The organism is Amycolatopsis sp. NPDC058986 (assembly GCF_042741125.1).
Lineage (GTDB): Bacteria > Actinomycetota > Actinomycetes > Mycobacteriales > Pseudonocardiaceae > Amycolatopsis.
Map to the genome: position 1 here is coordinate 38,135 of NZ_JBHYJW010000049.1, position 18,812 is coordinate 56,946.

Here is an 18,812-nt window from a genome sequence, read left to right on the forward strand (position 1 = left end):
AAATGACGGCCGAACTAAACTCCCGGCCTTCGGTAAAATCCTCCTCTTGGGACTGTACCGCGTTCGCCATGCCCGAAAAGCCCCCTTCAGCGCGTCCCGTGAGAGGAAGGCCCCCTTCAGCGGCGGCCGGGACTAGACGTAGTCGGGCAGGGTGGCGGCGACCTCGGCGGGGGACGGCATGACGGCGATCTCCTCGGCGAGGGCGCGGGCGGCGTCGCGCACCGCGGTGTCGGTCATCAGCGCGCGGGTCTTTTCCGTGACCGCCTCGGCCGTGAGCGCGTCACCGACGAGCTGATCGGCGACCCCGGCGGCGACCGCCGCCTCGGCGTTGGCGAACTGGTCGGCGCCCTGCGGCAGGAACAGCTGCGGCAGCCCGGCGCCGAACGCGCCCATCGTCGTCCCGCTTCCGCCGTGGTGCACGACGACGTCCACATGCGGCAGCAGTTCGCTCTGCGGCACCCATGCCTCGAGCCGCACGTTCGCGGGAACCTCGCCCAGTGCGGTGAGATCGACGGACGGACCGGTGGCGACCAGCACGTCGACGTCGAGCGCGGCCAGGCCGGTGATCGCCTTGGTCAGCACGTCGGTGTTCCCGAACGCGGTGCCGAGCGTCAGGTAGGCGAGCGGACGGCTCCGGTCGCGGCCCTCGACCCCGGCGGGCAGATCACCCGGCACGCTCCAGCCGACCGGCCGCAACGGGATCCGCTTCACCGTGTCGAGGAACTCCGGTGACTGCACCGACTTCGGGCAGATGTCGACGACGTGGTCACCGAACGAGCCCTTCAGTTCGTCCTCGACACCGAATTCGGCGGCGGTAGCGCGGGCCCGCACACGGATTTCCTCACCGAGGTCGAACTCCGCCATCCGGCCGAAAGTGTGCCCGATACAAGGAATCCCGGCATGTTTGGCCGCGTAGGCCCCGCCGGCGTTCGCTGTCTCGTAGATCACCAGATCCGGTCGCCGCTCGGCGAGGATCGGCTTTAGGCCGGTGGCGAAAGCCCTCGGCAGGACCTCACCGAACACGCGGCCGATGACCTTGTAGAACTCCTTCTGCGGCAGCTGGCTCGGGTCCCCGTCGACGTCCTTCGCCGCCTCCGCGAACGCTTCGGCCATCGTGGCTCCGGCCGCGATACCCGTTATGCCCGCCTTCTCGATGTTCGGCAGGAAATCCTGTGTGGTGGCGAAGCTGACGTCGTGCCCGGCGTCGCGCGCGGCGACGGCGAGCGGGATGAGCGGGAAAGAATGTCCGTAGCCCCCCAGGGCCGTGAATATCAGGCGCATATCTCAACCGTAGCCGTAAGCTGGGCCGCGTGCCCATGACTGTTTCTTCGACGCTGCGGGACGCGGCTTTCCGCTGGATCGCCGACGATCCCGACCCCGCCACCCGTGCCGAACTGCAAGACGTCGTCGCCCGCGCACTGGGCGGCGAACCGGGACGCGCCGAGGAACTGGCCGACCGGATGGCCGGTCCGCTCGAATTCGGCACCGCGGGACTGCGCGGGCCAGTGCGGGCCGGGCCGAACGGGATGAATGTCGCCGTGGTCGTCCGCACCACCGCGGGCGTGGCCGCGTGGCTCACCGCGCACGGGCACGCGGGCGGGGTCGTCGTCGTGGGCCGGGACGCGCGGCACGGTTCGGAGGCGTTCGCTTCCGCCGCGGCGGAAGTGCTCACCGCGGCCGGTTTCGCCGTGAAAACACTGCCGGAGCCACTCCCGACGCCGTTGGTCGCCTATGCGGTGAAGCAACTCGGCGCGGTGGCCGGGATCCAGATCACCGCGTCGCACAATCCGCCCGCGGACAACGGTTACAAGCTCTACGACAGCTCCGGCGGGCAAATCGTCCCACCATCCGACGGCGAGATCGAACGGGCGATCGCCGCGGCCCCGGCCGCGGTGAGCGTGCCCCGATCCCCCGGCGCCGAAATCATCGACCCACGCGCGGGCTATCTCACCGAGGTCGCCGCGCTGCCCCGCGGCACCGCCCGCGACGTCCGGATCGCCGCGACCGCACTGCACGGCGTCGGCGCCGAGACGCTGCGAGCCGCGTTCGAGCGAGCCGGATTCACCGACGTGCACCTGGTCGCCGAACAGTCCACACCGGACCCCGGCTTCCCGACCGTCGCGTTCCCGAATCCCGAGGAACCGGGCGCGACGGATCTGCTGCTCGCCCTGGCGTCCACAGTGGACGCCGATCTCGCGGTCGCGCTCGACCCCGACGCCGACCGCTGCGCCCTCGGCGTCCGCGAGCCCGGCGGGACGTGGCGCATGCTGCGCGGCGACGAGACCGGCGTCCTGCTCGGCGCGCACATTCTGTCCACTTTGGATCGAACGGTGACCCCGGATCCGCTGGTGGCCACCACGATCGTGTCGTCATCGATGCTCGGCGAGATCGCGAAGGCACAGGGCGCGCGCTACGCCGAAACCCTGACCGGCTTCAAATGGCTGGTGCGCGCGGGCGAGGGCCTGGTGTTCGCCTACGAGGAGGCGCTGGGACTGTGCGTCAACCCGTCCTTCGTCCTGGACAAGGACGGCATCGCCGCCGCCGTCCTCGCGGCGGGACTCGCCGCCACGCTCAAGGCCGGGGGACGCACGATCCCCGAGACGCTGGACGAGCTTTTCCGCCGCCACGGTGTCCACCTGACGGACCAGGTTTCCTTACGGGTAACCGATCTCGCGGTGCGCGGCGAAATCATGGCGAGGCTCCGCGCCGCCCCGCCGGAGTCGCTCGCGGGCACGGACGTCACGCTCGAGGACCTGCTCCCGCACGCGGACGTGCTCCGGCTGACCGGCGAGGGACTGCGCGTGGTGATCCGCCCGTCCGGCACCGAGCCCAAGCTCAAGGCGTACCTGCAGGCAGCGCAGCCGCCGTCCGAGGATCTGGCGGCCGCTCGCGAGAGCACGTCCGCCCGGCTCGCCGCCCTGCGCGCGGACGTCGAGCAACTACTGTCCTGAACATGCCGACGCTGCTGATCGTCCACCACACGCCTTCGCCGTCGACACAGGCGATGTTCGAGGCCGCAGTCGCCGGCGCCACGCACCCGGACATCGAGGGCGTGGACGTCGTACGCCGCCCGGCGCTGGGCGCGACGGTCCCCGACGTGCTGGCCGCCGATGGTTACCTGCTGGGCACTCCGGCGAACCTCGGCAGCATGAGCGGGGCGCTGAAGCACTTCTTCGACACCGTGTACTACCCGTGCCTGGACGCCACGAAGGGTCGCCCCTTCGGCTACTACGTGCACGGGAACAACGACACGAGCGGCACCACCCGTCAGCTCGACGCCATCACCACCGGCCTCGGCTGGTCCCGCGTGGCGGATCCCGTCCTGGTCACCGGCGACCCCGCCAAAACCGACCTGGACGCCTGCGCCGAACTGGGCGGCACCCTCGCCGCCACCCTGATGGAATAGGTCACACATAAGTGAAGGCGGGGTGTGCGAACACACCCCGCCTTCGTCGGCCTCTACCGGAAGCCCTGGGGGTCGACCTCCGGCGGAAGGCCTGGGCCGAGGGTTCGCCGGACGGGCGATCAACCTCAGCCACACCAGCTTACTACGAAGAGGGGATCTTGACGACCCCGGGCATGCCACAACCTTCCGCCACGGTGTCCGTGTACCCCCAGGACGCGGAAACCGGAGCGGAAGGCGGGCGGGATCGCCGATCCCGCAGCGAGTGTAAACCACTGCATACGCGAGCCGTCAACAGATGCGTACAGTTGTCCCGGAGCCGGAGTTTTCACCGGGAACGGAAGGGGAGCCGGAGGATGTCACGGCAGCGCACGTTCGCCGAAAAGCTGACCGCCCTGATCGACTCTGCCCGGGTCGACGGCCGCGCGCCGCACAGCTATCGCGAGCTGTCGGCGGCCATCGAACGCGCCGGCGGTCCCGCCATGTCCCCCGCCTACATCCAGCAGCTGGCCACCGGCAAACGGATCAACCCGAAGATCCACTACGTCGAGGCGCTGGCGAAACTGTTCGGCGTTCCGGTGACGTACTTCTTCGACGAAAGCGAGAAGTCCGACACGGGCAGCCCGACGGGTGAGGCCAAACTGATGGCACTGCGCGCCCAGGAGCTGTCACCGCAGGGACGGCGGCAGGTGATGGATCTGCTCGACCTGGTCGAGCGCTACGAACGCGCCGAACGCGACAGTGCGGACGAACCGGACGAGCGAGAAAACCGATAAAGGAGCGGGAACCACGCAAACGGTCCCGCCGCCCGTGATCACCAGCACCGGCCGCGCCACGCCGACATGCCGTCAAGGCCACCTTGCGGGCGTCGGACGCCCCTAAGGTGACCTTGACGGCAGAGGTACGTCCAGTTTGGTGACAGCGTTTTAAAACGGTGTTATGGTCAGGGCTCCCCGATCGAGAAGGAGCCGGACATGCACGGGCCCGTTCAGCTGTTCACCGTGATCGCGCTGGTCTCGCTGCCGACGGTCATGTACGGCGGCTACGCGCTGATGGGCGTACTGCGCCGCCGCGAGCTGACCGAGTTCCAGCGCGGAATGTTCCGCGCCGGGCACGCGCACGCCGGCGTCCTGCTCGTCCTCACCCTCGCCGCGCTGCAGATCCTCAACCTCGGCGGACTCGGCGACACCGCCCGCTGGATCGTCTGCTTCCTGCTCCTGTTCGGCGTGCTCGCCCAGCCCGGCGGGATGTTCCTCAACCTGGCGGCCGGGAAACCCGGCAAGGCGGGTCACGCCGTCACCACCGGCGGCGCCGTGCTGCTGGCCGCCGCGATGCTGATGACCGCGTACGGCGTCGCGTTCCCCTGACGCCCGGCAAACCTGTCGGACCCGGTCGTTAAGCTTGCTGACGTGCCTGAATACCTGCCCACCGCGCCGACCAGGGGAACCCGCGACTTCCTCCCCGCCGAGATGTCCGTCCGTACGCAGGTTTTCGGCCATCTCTACGAGGTGCTGGAGCGTCGCGGCTTCCTCCGGTACGACGGCCCCATCCTCGAACCCGCCGAGATCTACGAGGCCAAGTCCGGCCAGGAGATCGCCGACCAGCAGTTGTACACGCTCACCGACAAGGGCGGCCGCCGCCTCGCGCTGCGCCCGGAGATGACCCCGTCGGTGGCGCGGATGATCGCCGGGAACGCGAAGTCGCTGTCGTTCCCCGTCCGCTGGTACAGCCACCCCAACTGCCACCGCTACGAGAAACCGCAGCGCGGCCGGGTGCGCGAGCACTGGCAGATCAACGCGGACATCTTCGGCTCGGACAGCGCCAACTGCGAGATCGAGATCTTCGAGCTGGTCCACGACCTGATGACCACGCTCGGCGCCACCGGCGACATGTTCGCGGTGCGCGTCAACGACCGGAACCTGCTGTCCTCGGCGCTGCTCGACCTCGTCGGCGTCAGCCCGGAGCACCTGGCGCAGGTCTTCGGGCTGGTCGACCGCTGGGAGAAGCTCGACAGCGAAAAGCTCGCCGAGAGCGCCGCCGGGATCGGCCTGTCGGACAAGCAGTTCGAGAAGCTCACCGAGGTGCTCGGCGCCGGGACGGCGCTGCTCGACGAGCTGCCCGAGCACGTCAAGGAGAGCTCGAACCTGGTCAAGGTCCTCGCGAGCAGCGCGGCGAGCCTGGTCCGGTTCGAGCCGATGATCGTGCGCGGCCTGGCGTACTACACGTCCACGGTGTTCGAGGTCTTCGACACCTCGCCGGAGAACCGCCGCGCGCTGTTCGGCGGCGGCCGCTACAGCGACCTCGCGTCGCTGTTCACGCCGCAGCAGATCCCCGGCATCGGGTTCGGCATGGGCGACGTCACGCTGATGGACTTCCTCGAAACCCACGAGCTGGCCCCGGCCCCGCGCAGCGAGGTCGACGTCATGGTTGTGCCGGTCGTCGAGGAGCTGTCCGACGCCGCCCGCGAGGTCGCGACGTCACTGCGCCGCGCCGGGCTCCGCACCTCGACCCCGATCGAACTGCGCAAGCTGGGCAAGGAGCTCGCCCGCGCCGACAAGGCGGGCGCGGCCGCCGTCGTCATCGTCGGCCAGGAGGACTGGGCCGCCGGGAACGTCACCGTCCGCTCACTCGCCACCCGCGAACAACACCAGGTCCCCGTCGCCGACGCCCCCGCCACCGTCCAGTCCCTCCTGTCCTGATCCAAACCCGCGAGTTACGCCTCCGATCACGCGAGATCTCCGTTCAATCACGCGAGATACGCGCCTGATCACGCGAGATGCGCGCCTGATCACGCGCGGAGGAAGCGGAGGGTGAAGGTGGCGCCGGCGCCGGGGACGCCGCGGGCGGCGATCGTGCCGCCGTGCCCGGCGACGACCTCGCGCACCAGGGCCAGGCCGAGACCGAAACGACGTCCCTCACCGTCAGTGCCCCGGGCGAAGCGCTCGAAGAGACGGGGCGCGTCCCGTTGTTCGAACCCGACGCCGGAATCCCGCACGCACAGTTCGACATGCCGCTCGTCCGGGGCGCCGAGCGTGACTTCGATCGTCCCGCCCGGCGGCGTGTGCCCGATCGCGTTGTCCAGCAACGCCGAAAGCACGCGCCGCAATGCCGTCGGCACCCCCGGCACGACGTACGCGCCGCCGTCGTCCGACACCGAGATCCGCACGTTCCGCTCCCCCGCGCGCACCGCCTCCGCCGCCACCGCCTGCTCCGCCAGCGCCCCGAGTTCGACCGGCTCCATCCGCGGCGGCTCCGCCCGCAACCGCGCCGAGAGCAACAGATCGTCGACGACCTCCCCCAGCTCCCGCGTCCCGCTCACCAGCTGGTCGACTTCCTCGGCCACCCGCGGCGGCACCGGCGAAACGCGCGTTCGCCGCGACAGCAACTGCGCCCGCGTGTGCAGCCGCGTCAACGGCGCGCGCAGTTCGTGGCTCGCGTCGGCGACGAACGTCCGCTGCCGCCGCAACGCCTCCCCCAGCGGCCGGATCACCCGGCCCGCCAGCAGATAGCCGGTGAGCACGGCGGCGACCAGCGCCAGCGCCTCGGCAACAGCGAACCCGGTGAGCAGCGAATACCGGTCCTGGAGCTGGTAGATCTGTTCGAAGAACGCCTGCGAGATCACACCGCCGTGATTCTCCGTGCGGATGGTGTAGACCATGCCGCCCAGTTCCCTGGTCTCGGTGAAGACGTCCCCGTCGGCGGGCACCCGCGCGAACGACTCCGTCACCGGCATCCCGGCAGGTGGCTCCCCCGGCGGCACATGCCCGCCGACGCTGAACAACCGCACACAGCCCGGCGGCGGCACCGACAGTCCCTGCCGGATGGTCCAGGCCAACGTGCGCTCGGCCTCCGCCCGCTGGCCGCCGATCAGCACCGCGAACGCGATCACCCCGGAGACGAACACCAGCAGCGTGATCACCACCGCGATCTCGCCGGCGACCAGCCGCCGCGCCCGGCGCAGCTCCCGCGCCTCCGGGTCCCCGCGCGAGGGTCTCACACCGCGCCGATCTGATACCCGAGCCCGTGCACGGTGCGCACCACGCCCCGGCCGAGCTTGCGCCGCAGGTAGTACACATAGGTGTCCACAATAGACTCTCCGGTCGAGTCCGCGAAGATGTTGCTGCGCAACGACTCCCGCGGATGAATCGCTTTCGGCCGCTGCGCCAGCGTGCGGAGCAGCTCGAACTCCCGGCCGGACAACGTGATCCGCTCGCCGACGGCCAGCACCACCTCGTGCCGCCGCAGATCCAGCTCCGCCGTGCCGAGCGGCAGACTCTCCGCGCCGTCGAGGTCCCGCCTGCCGAGCGCGCGCAGCCTCGCCAGCAGCTCCTCGGTCTCGAACGGCTTGACGAGGTAGTCGTCCGCACCCGCGTCCAGCCCGTCCACCCGATCCCCGACATCGCCCAGCGCGGACAGCACCAGCACCCTCGTGGCGACGCCCTTGCGCCGGAGCGCGGCGAGCATCGCCAGCCCGTCCATCGCCGGAAGCCTGCGATCGACGATCATCACGTCGTAGTGCCCGACCAGGCCGAGATGCAGCCCGCGCTGGCCGTCGTGCGCCAGCACGGGTTCGTAGCCCTCGTCCGCAAGCAACTCGGCGAGCATCCCGGCCAGTTCGCGGTCGTCCTCGACCACGAGCACACGCTTTCCTGCCTCTTCGCGCACGAATTCATACTGGCAGTCATTTCCTCGTACTTGAACCCTCAACTCTGCGAACAGAGGCCCGGCGGCGGACGGGAATCCGACACAGGTCCCGTTCACCGGGACATCGGCTCAACGCCCGGCCTCGTCGAAGTACGTGGCGCACAAGCGTTTCCGCCGCGCGTCGACAACCATGTACGTACCGAAGACCAGCTGCGCGAGACTCCGCCAGACGTCCTCCCAGCGGTCCCGCACGAACATCACCGCCAGCGCGGCACGACGGCTTCTCGGCGCCTGCCGGGGCGTCAGCAGACACGGCCCCCGGTTCGGAATCGACCGCGTATGCGCGGCACTCGTCGCGAGCGAGTAGCGCCGCAGCACCTCCCGCAGTACGACACGCATAGTCACCGGTGCCAGCCCGCGCGCCGGGCACGGCCGGTTCTGCGTACTGCCGAACGGCAGGAAGTTGACGTCCACAGTGGACTGCTTGAGCCACCGGTCCGGATCGAACTTCTCCGGGCACTCGTACCCGGCGTGGTGATATTCCGGGTAGCTGAAGCACAACACGCTGCCCTCGGTGATCGTGGTGTGCGCCAGCTCGATGTCCGCGGTGGTGATCCGGTGCGCGATCCCGAACAACGGATAGACACGCAGGCATTCGTCGAGCACGCGATCGACGTAGTCCTCGTCGTCGGGGTCGGCGGCGAGCCGGTCTTGGACATCGGGATGCCGCGCCACGACCATCAGCAGATGGGTCATCGCCTCGGACATCTGCACCACGGCCGTGTTGAAGAACGTCCCCTGCAGGTAATACGCCTTTTCCACAGTGGACAGTCGGGACGGCAGCGGATGCGGGACGTCGTCCAGCCTGCGCCGCAGGTAATCGGTCAACCGCTTCCGGCGGCGCATATGGCGTGGGCGCACGCATTTCAGGGCGGAGACGACGTCGTCGGCGTTGGCCACGATGAGCGCGCGAGCCTCGGCAGGGCACTGTTCGCCGAACACCAGCTCGTAGTACAGCTCGGCCCAGATCGGCATCATCGCGTCCCGCAGCCGGACGAACCCGCCCTCGCCGAGTTCGTCGAGCACGCGTGCCACGCACCGCCGGGTCAGCTCCTCGGACTCCGCCTTCGTCCTGACCAGGATCTGCCGCGTCGTCTTCGCGACCTCGTCGTAGCGCGGCCCAGCCTCCAGATGTTCCTGGTGTACATGGGAACCCGGTTCGAGCCAGTACCAGAACAGGTCGGACAGCGCGGCGCCGCGGCTGCGTCCCCCGGCGGCCGGATCGGCGTAGACCCGTTTGAAGTCCTCGATCCCGATCCGGTCGCCGGGGATCGGCACCCCCTCGTCGCCGTTGACCAGCGCGAAAATCCGCATCCGCAGCGCCACGATCCGTCCTGGCAGCCAGGACGGGAGCGTCACGACGAGCACGGCGAGCAGCGCACGGAGCGCGAGCCGCCTCATCGGTGGCTCCGGACCAGGTCGGCAGTGAGGTCACGCGGCGAGGTCGCGCCACACAACGCGAGCGTATGGTCGAATTCCTCCCGCAGCTGCTCCAGTACCCGCGTGACGCCGTCGCGGCCCTCCGCCGCGAGACCCCACAGCACCGGGCGCCCGATGCCGACCGCCGACGCGCCGAGAGCAAGCGCTTTCACCACGTCCGTGCCACGCCGGACCCCGCCGTCGAGGATCAGCGGGACGACGCCCGCGACCGCCGCGGCGATCTCCGGCAGCGCGTCGATCGTGGCGGGCACGGTGTCGAGCTGACGGCCGCCGTGGTTGGACACGACCAGCCCGGCGACGCCGTGCCGCACCGCGAGCCGCGCGTCCTCGGGATGCAGCACGCCCTTGATCAAGATCGGCAACGCGGTGAGCTGGCTTAGCCAGTCGATGTGTTCCCAGGAGAACTCGGCCGACATCCCGATCGGGCACACGCTCCCCGTGTCACCATGCCGCATGTTCTCCGCGACCATCCCCGGTGGCAGATCGTGGAAGCCGTGCCGGACGTCGCGTTCCCGCTTGCCCATGACCGGTGAGTCGACGGTGACCACCAGCGCCTTAACCCCGGCCCGTTCGGCGCGGCGCACGATCGCCTCGGAGAATGCGAGGTCGGGCTGAAGGTAGAGCTGGAACCACAGCGCCGGATCCGGCGCGACCTCGCACGCGGCCGCCACGACGTCCTCGACGGCCATGGTCGAAGCCATGCTGACGATCATGATCGTGCCCGCCGCCGCGGCCGCTTTCGCCGTCGCCGCCTCCCCCTCCGGATGCGCGAGCCGGTGGAAGGCCGTGGGAGACACCAAGATCGGCATCGACGCCGTCGATCCGAGCAGCGCTACGGCGAGATCACGTTTGTCGCTCCCCCGGAGCGCCCTGGGCAGCAGGTTGATCCGCGCGAAAGAGTCCTCATTGGACTTGGCGGTGAGTTCGTCGCCCGCGGCTCCCGCGAAGAAGTCGTAGTGCGCCGGGTCGAGCTTCTGGCGTGCCGTCTCTTCGAAATCGGCGATGGCAGGCATCCGTCACCTCTCAGGCCCAGGCCGTCGGCTTCCACCGCCAGCCTGCCCCGCCGATCTCAGAAAACCCTCAGAGCTGCTGAAGGGGACTTTCCTCGCATGCGATGCGAGGAAAGTCCCCTTCAGCCCACGGTCAGCCGTTGACGAGGGACATGCCCGACTCGGGGTAGCGGCCGCCCGCGACGGCATCGGCCGGGACGGCCTGTTCGATCGCCGCCAAGTCCTCTGTGGACAGTTCGAGGGTGGCCGCGGCGACGTTCTCTTCGAGGTACTTACGCCGCTTGGTGCCCGGAATCGGCACGACGTCGGAGCCGCGCGACTGCACCCAGGCCAAGGCGAGCTGACCCGCCGTCACGCCCTTCTTCTCCGCCAAGGCCCGCAAGGCGTCCACGATCGCGAGGTTCCGGTCGAGGTTCTCGTCCGCGAACCGCGGCTGGTTCGCCTGCCGGAAGTCGCCCTCGGCGAAGTCCTTTTTGGACGTGAAGCGCCCGGTCAGGAAACCCCGCCCCAGCGGCGAATACGGCACAACACCGATACCCAGCTCACGACACGTCGGCACGATCTCGGCCTCGATGTCCCGCGACCACAGCGACCACTCGGTCTGCACCGCCGTGATCGGGTGCACCGCGTGCGCCCGGCGGATCGTCGCGGCACTCGCCTCGGACAGCCCGATGTGCCGGATCTTGCCCTGCTCCACCAGCGAGGCCAGCGCGCCAACGGTCTCCTCGATCGGCGTGTTCGGGTCCACCCGGTGCTGGTAATACAGGTCGATGTGATCGACCCCGAGACGGCGCAAGGACGCCTCGGCGGCCGACCGCACGTACTCCGCGTCGCCCCGGACGCCGCGCTTCGACGGGTCCGCCGGGTCACGCACGATGCCGAACTTCGTCGCCAGCACGACGCTGTCCCGCCGACCGGCGATGGCGCGGCCGACCAGTTCCTCGTTCTTGAACGGCCCATACATGTCGGCCGTGTCGAGCAGGGTGACGCCCAGTTCGAGCGCACGGTGGATGGTGGCGATCGACTCGGCGTCGTCGCCCTGCCCGTAGAACTCGCTCATGCCCATGCAGCCGAGCCCCTGCGCGCTGACCTCCAGCGCGCCGAGCCTGCGGGTGGGCACCGTCGAGTCACTCATGATTCTCCCTGCCTGTAACGAAAAACGCTGATTCACTTGCCCGCGGCGCGCGCGAGCCGCTCCGGGTAGCGCTCCCCGGCGAAAGCGTCCACGGGAGCGGCCTGCTCGATGGCCGCGATGTCCTCTTCGGACAGTTCCAGCGACGCCGCCGCGACGTTCTCTTCCAGGTACTTGCGCCGCTTCGTGCCCGGGATCGGCACGACGTCAGAGCCGCGCGACTGCACCCAGGCCAGCGCGAGCTGACCCGCTGTCACACCCTTCTTCTCCGCCAACGCACGCAATGCGTCCACGATCGCGAGGTTCCGGTCGAAGTTCTCGTCCGAGAAACGCGGCAGACCGCGGCGCATGTCGTCCTCGGGCAGGTCCTTCACCGAGGTCACCGCGCCGGTCAGGAAACCACGTCCCAGCGGGGAGAACGGCACGACGCCGATACCCAGCTCGCGGCAGGTGCCGAGGATCTCCGCCTCGATCCCGCGAGTCCACAGTGACCATTCGCTCTGCAGCGCCGTCACCGGGTGGACGGCGTGCGCCGCGCGGATGGTCGCCGCGCTCGCCTCGGAAATCCCGGCATACCGGATCTTCCCGGCTTCGGCCAATTCGGCGAGCGCGCCCCAGGTCTCCTCGATCGGCGTGTCCGGGTCGACGCGGTGCTGGTAGTAGAGGTCGATGTGGTCGACGCCGAGACGTCGCAGCGACTCGTCACAGCTCTGCTTGACATACGCGGCGTCACCGCGCGCGCCCATCTGGTCACCGTTCCACACGATGCCGAACTTCGTCGCCAGCACGACGTCGTCACGACGGCCGGCGATCGCGCGGCCGACCAGCTCTTCGTTGACGCCCGCCGCGTAGACGTTCGCGGTGTCCAGCAGCGTCACGCCGAGTTCGAGCGCGCGGTGGATCGTCGCGATCGACTCTTCCTCGTTGTCGCGGACGCCGTAGGCCTGGCTCATGCCCATGCAGCCCAGGCCCTGCGCGCCGACTTCGAGGGCCCCCAGCTTGCGAGTGTTCACGCGGATATCTCCTGAATGGTGGTGGTGCCGCTGATTTCGAGCACCTTGCGTTCGAGCTGCTCGTAGTTGTCGATCTTGTAGTCGAGGATGTCGAGACAGGCCTGCAGCTCGGCGATCCGCTCGGCCACCGCCTGCCGCTGCTCGACGAGGATCGCCTTCCGCCGTCCCGCGCTGGCGGTGCCGCGGCTGCGCAACGAGGCGTACTCGCGCATGCGCTTGATCGACATGCCGGTGAGACGGAGCTTGGTGAGGAACCCGAGCCAGGCGAGATCGTTGTCCGAATACGCCCTTCTGCCCGCCGTGTCCCGCGCGGGCGGATCGACGAGTTTGATGCGCTCGTAGTACCGGAGGGTGTCGATGGACAACCCGCTACGTCGCGCGGCTTCCGCTATCGAGTAGCTCATGACCTCGACAGTACGACCTGGAGTGCACTCCAGGTCAAATCGCTTCCCTCGCGATTGGTAACACTGTTGCGATACGCTCGGTACATGCCGCGTCCTCGCACCCACGACGAAGCCCTCCGGCTCAAGCTGCTCGACCGAGCCGGCGAACTCATCTCCGCCGACGGCCCGAAGGCCCTCTCGCTCCGCAAGCTCGCCGCCGAAGCGGGGACGTCGACGACCGCGGTGTACTCACTGTTCGGCAGCAAGCCGGACCTCGTCAATGCCCTGTACATGGAGGGCTTCCGGCGCTTCGGGTCACGCATGGCGGCGGTCGCGCGCTCGGGCGACCCGGTGGCCGACCTCGTCGCGCTGGGGGCCGCGTACCGTGCGAGCGCGCTGGCCGACCCGCATCTGTACGCGATCATGTTCACCAAGTCGGTGCCCGGCTTCGAGCCGAACGAGGAGGCCGAGAAGCTGGCGCGGTCCAGCCTCCAGCCGCTGCAGGAAGTCATCTCGGCGGCGATCGCGGCCGGGATCTTCGTCGACGTCCCGGCCGAGACGATCGCGGTCAGCTGCTGGGGCATCGTGCACGGGCTGGTGTCGCTGGAGCTGACCGGAAACCTGCCCGACGAGTTCAGCGTCGGCGGCGCCTACGAAACCGCCCTTCGCGCCAACGCCTCCGGCTGGCTGCGTCCCTGAAGGTCCAGTGTGGACGGTGGGTCAGACGGCGCCGTATTGGCGGTCGCCCGCGTCGCCGAGGCCGGGGACGATGAAGCCGGAGTCGTTGAGCCGCTCGTCGACGCTCGCGGTGACGATCCGCATCGGCAGGCCGCTCTTCTCCAGATGCGAGATGCCCTCGGGAGCCGCGAGCGCGCAGATGGCCGTGACGTCGGCGGCGCCGCGATCGGTCAGCAGGCGGATCGTGTACTCCATCGAGCCGCCGGTCGCGAGCATCGGGTCGAGCACCATCACCGGCCGGTCCGCGAGCGACTCCGGCAGCGACTCCAGATACGGCGTCGGCTGCAGCGTCTCCTCGTCGCGGGCGAGGCCGACGAAGCCCATCTGCGCGTCCGGGATCAGCTTGTGCGCCTCGTCGGCCATGCCGAGACCCGCGCGCAGCACCGGCACCAGCAGCGGCGGGCTGGCCAGGGCGATCCCCTCGGTGCGCGCGACCGGGGTGTGGATGCGCTCGGTGCGCACGGGCGCGTCCCGCATGGCTTCGTAGACGAGCATGACGGTCAGCTCGTGCAACGCGGCACGGAAAGCGGCGCTGTCCGTGCGCGCGTCGCGCATGGTGGACAGCCTGGCCTTGGCCAGCGGGTGATCGACGACGTGCACATCCATGGCGGTTAATCTAACCCGCGCACCGAGTCGATGTCTCGGGTCGTCTCGTAGTGGTTCACCGCCTCGAAGAAGTGGCCCACGACACCGGCGAGCTTCTCCGACGGCCATTTCGGGACGTTCGGCCCCGCGCTGTCCTCCGGTGCCCCGATCACCACGGTCATCCGCCAGGTGGCGTACGCGCCGTTGATCGTCCACGACTGCTCCATCTTTCTCCTCCTCCGCATGAGCCAACCATTTCCGCTTGCGTTCGGGGCACGCAAACTTCCTTCAGGTGACATGCCTTTCTTGCCACCGGGGCATGACGGAAGAGTGTGCCCATGGGAAATCGCAAGGGGATCTCGGTGCGGCAGCGTCGGGTGTCGGCGCAATTGCGAATGCTGCGGCTCGAACGCGGCTTGACATGCAAGGACGTCGCCGACGCGCTGGACTGTTCGGAAAGCAAGATCAGCCGCATGGAAACCGGCGTACGCGGCCTGTACGCCGACGAAGTGTCGGCGATTCTCGGCTTTCTCAAGGTCCCGGCGCAGATCCGGCACGAGCTGGTCGCGCTCGTCCGCGACGGCGAAGAGCGCAACTGGCACGAGATCCACGGCAAGCTGCCGCCCAATTGGAAGGAGCTGATGCAGTTCGAAACCGACGCCGTGTCCATCCGCAACTACGAGCCGCTCTTGTTCCCGGGACTCGCCCAGGTCCCGGACTACTCGCGTGCCATCATCCGCGGCGTGCATCCGAGACTCACCGATGCCGAAATTGACGCTTTGGTCGCCACACGCATGTCGCGGCAGGTCATCTTCAGCCGACGCCCGGCACCCAACATCCACTTCATCGTGGACGAGACCGTTCTCACGCGCCCGGTGTGCGCAGCCGAGATCCGACGTGCTCAGTTACGAAATCTGCTCAGCTTGAGCGAGCGCAAGAGCACCGTGGTTCAGGTGGTGCCGTTCACCGCACCGGCGTATCCCGGCTTGGACGGCTCCTTCGCAATCCTCGACTTCGACTCGGCATCGCCCGTTACCTACATGAACAGCCCGGGCACTAGCAGTTTTCTCGAGGACGATGCGGAGATCGAGCGTGTTAAGCTTGCCTGGCAAGACATTCACGCCGTCGCACTGTCACCCGACGAGTCGATGCGGCTTGTTGCCGACATCATCGGCACGTTGACCGGCCCCTAGGAGGCGGGAACCGTGATCACCCCAGGCACCTGGCAGAAGAGCAGCTATAGCGGCGGCGACGCCAACTGCGTCGAAGTCGGCGCCTGGCAGAAGAGCAGTCACAGCACCGACCAGGCCAACTGTGCCGAGGTCAGTGCCTGGCACAAGACTTCCTACAGCAGTGGCAGCGGGGCCAACTGCGCCGAGGTGGCCACCGCTCCGCTCGTCGTGGCCGTGCGCGACACCAAGGACCGCGACGGCGGCCAGCTCACTCTCCCCGCCCCCGCCTGGTCCGCCTTCCTCACCACCCAGCGTTGAAGTCCGTGAATGCCACATTGAGGGACTCTGACTCCCTCAATGTGGCATTCACGGACCACTACGAGGGCTGCCGAGCGAACCAGTCGACCCAGCGACGCTGCCAGGGCGTCTCGACGGCGTGCTTGGTGTAGTGCTCTCGAACCCACGTAATAGCTTCATCGCCCGAAAGGCCCGAGAGCGTCGTGAGGCACGAGAGGACTGTCCCGGTCCGGCCCGAACCGCCGTAGCACGCGACTTCGACGTCTTCACCCGCGAGAGCCCGCGCGTGCAGGCCGAGGATGCTCTGTCGCGCGGCGTTACGGTCGCGGGGCAGCAGAAAATCCGGCCACTGGATCCATTCGCGTTCCCAGGACAACCCACCGTCGTACTTGCGCCGTAGCTTGCCCGACCCCAGGTACAGCCCGAAATCGGGGGACGTCCCCTCGGGCACACCGCGCCGGAGACCCCGGCCGCGCACCCGGACACCACCGGGCAGTTCAATCGCTCCCACCAGCATGCGTCCCATCTTGCCCGTGTCGGCCATTAGATGGACGCCGGTGACCCCGGATGGGTCTAGGCTACGCGGGGTGAGCGATCAGCCAGCCGTCCCGCCGGACCAGATGCGCATCTCCGACGCCGACCGCGAGCGCGTCGCGCAGGTGCTGCACACCGCGCTGTCCGAGGGCCGCATCACGGTCAACGAACTCGAAGAACGCCTCAGCACGGTGTACGCCGCGAAGACGGCCGGCGAGCTGAAACCGGTCACCGCGGATCTGCCCGCGACCACCGCGTCCGGCGTCATCGAACCCGCGACGTCACGCGCGCTCGGCCTGCCCGACGAGCGGATCGGCGGGCATCCCGGCTCGCAGGCGTCGATCGCGATCATGTCCGGGGCGACGCGCAAGGGCAGCTGGGTACTTCCGCCGCAGCACAACAGTTTCGCGTTCTGGGGCGGCGTCGACATCGACCTGCGCCGGGCCCGGTTCGCCGAGCGCGAATGCACGATCACCGCGGTGGCGATCATGGGCGGCATCGACATCGTCGTCCCCGACGACGTCAACGTCGAGGTCACCGGGGTCGGCTTCATGGGCGCGTTCGAGCTGCAGGACAGGGCGGGCACGCCGCCCGCGCCGCCCACGGCACCGACCGTCCGCATCAACGGACTGGCCTTTTGGGCAGGCGTCACGGTCTATCGCAAGCCCGCAAAGCGGGACGAAAGTCCTCAGCTCGAAGCCTGATTTTTGCTACGCTGGACGGCATTCATCGAGGGGGAAGCGATGCGCCGTTCACTCGGTTTCGTCCTGTCCATCGCCACGTGCGCCACGGTGTTCACCGGCACCGCGCACGCCGGCACCGACCCGCGACAGGCCGCGATGGACGCAGCGGTGGCGTCCGGGATTCCCGGCATGGTCGCGGTGGCGCCGGATTGGCGCGGCGCCAGCGGGGTCCGGGAGGTCGGCCGTCCCGGCAAGCCCGATTCGTCCGGCCGGTTCCGCGTCGCGAGCGTGTCGAAGTCGTTCACCGCGACGCTCGTGCTGCAACTCGTCGGCGAACATCGGGTGTCACTCGAAGACGTCATCCAGGAGCGGCTGCCCGGGGTGCTGCCGTACGCCGAGCCGGTCACGGTCCGGCAGTTGCTCCAGCACACCAGCGGCGTCCCGCGCGACCTCGCCCCTGAGGACGGCTGGGGTTCGCTGCCGGAGATCGACACCGAGCGGTTCGTCCATTTCGACCCGGCCGAGCAGGTCCGGCTGAGCACGAAACACCCACTGCTGTTCAAGCCGGGCACGGCGTGGTCGTATTCGAACACCGGCTACAACGTGCTCGGCATGCTGGTCGAGAAGCTCACCCACCAGCCGCTGGCGCGCGTCCTCGCCGAGCGGATCACCGGGCCGCTGGGCCTGCACGACACGTTCATCCCCGGCGATTTCCCGTTCTTGCCGCACGCCGCCGCGCACGGCTACGAGCAGTTGTATCCGGCGCCGCACGCGCGCACCGACGTCACGACCTACAACTACACGCGCTATTTCGGCGCTGGTCAGGTCATTTCCAGCGCCGGGGATTTGAACCGTTTCTTCCGGGCCCTGTTCGACGGGAAACTGCTGCCGCCCGCGCAACTCGCGGAAATGAAGAAGACGGTGCGCGCGATCGACGTCACGCTCGGCGACACGGGCCTCGACTACGGGCTCGGGCTGATGAAGATCGACCTGGGCAAGGTGTGCGGGAAGCCCACGATCGTCTGGGGACACGGCGGGGACTTGCCGGGGTTCAACACCTTCAGCTTCGTCGCGGATTCGGGCCCGAAGCAGATCAGCACGCTCGCGACGATCGACCTCACCGCGAACAAGGAGCAGGCGGTCAAGCGGCAGCTGCCGTTCGTGAACGAGTTCTGCGCGGTTCCAGTGGCTTCGGCTCCGCTCGTCGCGATGTCGCTGTAGCTCGCCCGATCGGGCATCCGGTTCCGCCCCGGCGCCGGTGTCCGAGGGCGGGCCGGGGCGTGGTGGCGTCAGCAGACTCGGACGGTATGCGGATCTTTTCGAGAATCGTCACCACCGGCCTGCTGGCCGGGGCCCTCGCTCTCGCGGCGCTGCCCGCCTCCGCCTTCGCGGAGGGCGGCCCGCCGACCAAGAACGTCGGCCCGTCACCCTGGCCCGCGCTGGCCGACACTCCCCAGCCGATCCCGGCGCTGCGCGGTAACGAGGGCGAGCCGCCCGGCACGTTCGCGCCTGCCAAGCTGCCAGGCCGCCCGAAGGCCGGGGAGGTCACGCTCGCGGACACTCCGGTTCCCATCCCGCCGTTCGCGGCCGACGACAGCCCCGGCCCGGTGCCTCCCTTCGCCCCGGGCGGCGGCCCCGGCCCGATCCCGCCGTTCGCGCCCCAGCCCTTCCCTGCCTGAGCACGTCGGCCGGTGTCGGACCCGCCGCTTACACTCACG

General features: G+C 69.0%; 22 protein-coding genes. 11 read left to right on the forward strand and 11 right to left on the reverse strand.

Annotated elements, in window-relative coordinates; all coding sequences use genetic code 11:
- Nucleotides 1–132: 132 nt before the first annotated feature.
- The gene (locus ACFW0G_RS33475; protein ID WP_378329463.1) at nucleotides 133–1,281 is read right to left on the reverse strand and encodes a glycosyltransferase; all 1,149 of its coding nucleotides are present in this window, start codon (nucleotides 1,279–1,281) and stop codon (nucleotides 133–135) included.
- A gap of 35 nt (nucleotides 1,282–1,316) precedes the next feature.
- On the opposite strand from ACFW0G_RS33475, the gene ACFW0G_RS33480 reads away from it, so the two are divergent.
- The 5 genes from ACFW0G_RS33480 to hisS all read left to right on the forward strand — a co-directional run bounded on the left by ACFW0G_RS33480 (nucleotide 1,317) and on the right by hisS (nucleotide 6,102).
- Entirely contained in the window at nucleotides 1,317–2,951 is a 1,635-nt protein-coding gene (locus tag ACFW0G_RS33480; protein WP_378329464.1) for a phospho-sugar mutase, read from the forward strand.
- Between the two features lie 2 nt (nucleotides 2,952–2,953).
- Nucleotides 2,954–3,406, forward strand: coding sequence for a flavodoxin family protein (locus ACFW0G_RS33485; protein WP_378329465.1), 453 nt, complete (start codon nucleotides 2,954–2,956; stop codon nucleotides 3,404–3,406).
- Nucleotides 3,407–3,759: 353 nt separating this feature from the next.
- Entirely contained in the window at nucleotides 3,760–4,179 is a 420-nt protein-coding gene (locus ACFW0G_RS33490) for a helix-turn-helix domain-containing protein (protein WP_378329466.1), read from the forward strand.
- A gap of 198 nt (nucleotides 4,180–4,377) precedes the next feature.
- Nucleotides 4,378–4,770 carry a hypothetical protein gene (locus ACFW0G_RS33495; RefSeq protein WP_378329467.1) on the forward strand — a complete coding sequence of 131 codons (393 nt, stop codon included), beginning with the start codon at nucleotides 4,378–4,380 and terminating at the stop codon, nucleotides 4,768–4,770.
- A 42-nt stretch (nucleotides 4,771–4,812) separates the two neighbouring features.
- Nucleotides 4,813–6,102: a histidine--tRNA ligase gene (gene hisS / locus ACFW0G_RS33500; protein WP_378329468.1), complete on the forward strand. Its 1,290-nt coding sequence runs from the start codon at nucleotides 4,813–4,815 to the stop codon at nucleotides 6,100–6,102.
- 89 nt (nucleotides 6,103–6,191) lie between these two features.
- On the opposite strand, the gene ACFW0G_RS33505 is transcribed toward hisS, so the two are convergent.
- The 7 genes from ACFW0G_RS33505 to ACFW0G_RS33535 form a co-directional block, all read right to left on the reverse strand.
- The gene (locus ACFW0G_RS33505; RefSeq protein WP_378329469.1) at nucleotides 6,192–7,400 is read right to left on the reverse strand and encodes a sensor histidine kinase; all 1,209 of its coding nucleotides are present in this window, start codon (nucleotides 7,398–7,400) and stop codon (nucleotides 6,192–6,194) included.
- On the reverse strand, nucleotides 7,397–8,044 hold the full coding sequence (locus ACFW0G_RS33510) for a response regulator transcription factor (protein WP_378329505.1): 648 nt from the start codon (nucleotides 8,042–8,044) through the stop codon (nucleotides 7,397–7,399). The genes ACFW0G_RS33505 and ACFW0G_RS33510 overlap by 4 nt, the downstream gene beginning before the upstream one ends.
- Nucleotides 8,045–8,176: 132 nt before the next feature.
- Nucleotides 8,177–9,508 (reverse strand): cytochrome P450, encoded by a 1,332-nt coding sequence (locus tag ACFW0G_RS33515; protein WP_378329470.1) that lies wholly within the window; start codon nucleotides 9,506–9,508, stop codon nucleotides 8,177–8,179.
- Nucleotides 9,505–10,560: an alpha-hydroxy acid oxidase gene (locus tag ACFW0G_RS33520; RefSeq protein WP_378329471.1), complete on the reverse strand. Its 1,056-nt coding sequence runs from the start codon at nucleotides 10,558–10,560 to the stop codon at nucleotides 9,505–9,507. The genes ACFW0G_RS33515 and ACFW0G_RS33520 overlap by 4 nt, the downstream gene beginning before the upstream one ends.
- A 130-nt stretch (nucleotides 10,561–10,690) precedes the next feature.
- Entirely contained in the window at nucleotides 10,691–11,692 is a 1,002-nt protein-coding gene (locus ACFW0G_RS33525) for an aldo/keto reductase (RefSeq protein WP_378329472.1), read from the reverse strand.
- A gap of 32 nt (nucleotides 11,693–11,724) precedes the next feature.
- On the reverse strand, nucleotides 11,725–12,648 hold the full coding sequence (locus ACFW0G_RS33530; RefSeq protein ID WP_378329506.1) for an aldo/keto reductase: 924 nt from the start codon (nucleotides 12,646–12,648) through the stop codon (nucleotides 11,725–11,727).
- A gap of 50 nt (nucleotides 12,649–12,698) precedes the next feature.
- Nucleotides 12,699–13,106 (reverse strand): MerR family transcriptional regulator, encoded by a 408-nt coding sequence (locus ACFW0G_RS33535; protein ID WP_378329473.1) that lies wholly within the window; start codon nucleotides 13,104–13,106, stop codon nucleotides 12,699–12,701.
- A gap of 84 nt (nucleotides 13,107–13,190) precedes the next feature.
- On the opposite strand from ACFW0G_RS33535, the gene ACFW0G_RS33540 reads away from it, so the two are divergent.
- Nucleotides 13,191–13,784, forward strand: coding sequence for a TetR/AcrR family transcriptional regulator (locus tag ACFW0G_RS33540; protein ID WP_378329474.1), 594 nt, complete (start codon nucleotides 13,191–13,193; stop codon nucleotides 13,782–13,784).
- Between the two features lie 21 nt (nucleotides 13,785–13,805).
- Here the strand turns inward: ACFW0G_RS33540 and upp are convergent, their stop codons facing one another.
- Entirely contained in the window at nucleotides 13,806–14,429 is a 624-nt protein-coding gene (gene upp / locus ACFW0G_RS33545; protein ID WP_378329475.1) for a uracil phosphoribosyltransferase, read from the reverse strand.
- Nucleotides 14,430–14,434: 5 nt separating this feature from the next.
- Nucleotides 14,435–14,635: a hypothetical protein gene (locus ACFW0G_RS33550; protein ID WP_378329476.1), complete on the reverse strand. Its 201-nt coding sequence runs from the start codon at nucleotides 14,633–14,635 to the stop codon at nucleotides 14,435–14,437.
- A gap of 111 nt (nucleotides 14,636–14,746) precedes the next feature.
- Between ACFW0G_RS33550 and ACFW0G_RS33555 the strand changes: the two genes are divergently transcribed.
- Nucleotides 14,747–15,601 (forward strand): helix-turn-helix domain-containing protein, encoded by an 855-nt coding sequence (locus tag ACFW0G_RS33555; protein ID WP_378329477.1) that lies wholly within the window; start codon nucleotides 14,747–14,749, stop codon nucleotides 15,599–15,601.
- A 12-nt stretch (nucleotides 15,602–15,613) separates the two neighbouring features.
- Nucleotides 15,614–15,898 (forward strand): DUF397 domain-containing protein, encoded by a 285-nt coding sequence (locus ACFW0G_RS33560; RefSeq protein WP_378329478.1) that lies wholly within the window; start codon nucleotides 15,614–15,616, stop codon nucleotides 15,896–15,898.
- 58 nt (nucleotides 15,899–15,956) lie between these two features.
- On the opposite strand, the gene ACFW0G_RS33565 is transcribed toward ACFW0G_RS33560, so the two are convergent.
- Complete coding sequence (locus tag ACFW0G_RS33565) at nucleotides 15,957–16,403, reverse strand: protein tyrosine phosphatase (RefSeq protein WP_378329479.1); 447 nt, start codon at nucleotides 16,401–16,403, stop codon at nucleotides 15,957–15,959.
- Between the two features lie 94 nt (nucleotides 16,404–16,497).
- On the opposite strand from ACFW0G_RS33565, the gene ACFW0G_RS33570 reads away from it, so the two are divergent.
- The 3 genes from ACFW0G_RS33570 (at nucleotide 16,498) to ACFW0G_RS33580 (ending at nucleotide 18,773) form a co-directional block, all read left to right on the forward strand.
- Nucleotides 16,498–17,115 carry a DUF1707 domain-containing protein gene (locus ACFW0G_RS33570; RefSeq protein WP_378329507.1) on the forward strand — a complete coding sequence of 206 codons (618 nt, stop codon included), beginning with the start codon at nucleotides 16,498–16,500 and terminating at the stop codon, nucleotides 17,113–17,115.
- A 39-nt stretch (nucleotides 17,116–17,154) separates the two neighbouring features.
- The gene (locus tag ACFW0G_RS33575) at nucleotides 17,155–18,315 is read left to right on the forward strand and encodes a serine hydrolase domain-containing protein (protein WP_378329480.1); all 1,161 of its coding nucleotides are present in this window, start codon (nucleotides 17,155–17,157) and stop codon (nucleotides 18,313–18,315) included.
- Nucleotides 18,316–18,401: 86 nt separating this feature from the next.
- Entirely contained in the window at nucleotides 18,402–18,773 is a 372-nt protein-coding gene (locus tag ACFW0G_RS33580; RefSeq protein WP_378329481.1) for a hypothetical protein, read from the forward strand.
- Nucleotides 18,774–18,812 lie beyond the last annotated feature (39 nt).